General features: G+C 61.6%; 1 pseudogene. It reads right to left on the bottom strand.

The window, feature by feature from the left end:
• Nucleotides 1–218, bottom strand: a pseudogene (locus tag EN852_RS39040) (proline--tRNA ligase); the annotation flags it as partial.
• Nucleotides 219–297 lie beyond the last annotated feature (79 nt).

Here is a 297-nt window from a genome sequence, read left to right as displayed (position 1 = left end):
GTCGGCATGAGAATCTCCAGCGCGCCGGCGCGGTTCTGCTCCTCGCGGATGATCATGCAGACCTTGTCCAGCACCCGCTTGCCCAGCGGCAGCCAGGAAAAACTGCCCTGCCCCTGCTGGCGGATCATGCCGGCGCGTAGCATCAACCGATGCGAGACGATTTCGGCCTCGCGCGGATTTTCTTTGAGGATAGGCAGGAAATAGCGCGACAAACGCATGGACAGGTCCGTGAGAGAGAAGCCGCACCGGAATCGGCGCGACGCAGGCTTGCTTGCCCCGGCTTCATAGCCATTTCAT

Source organism: Mesorhizobium sp. M2E.F.Ca.ET.209.01.1.1 (assembly GCF_004010375.2).
Taxonomy (GTDB): Bacteria; Pseudomonadota; Alphaproteobacteria; order Rhizobiales; family Rhizobiaceae; genus Mesorhizobium.
Note: the sequence above shows the minus strand (reverse complement) of the source record. Positions and strands in the feature narration are given on the sequence as shown.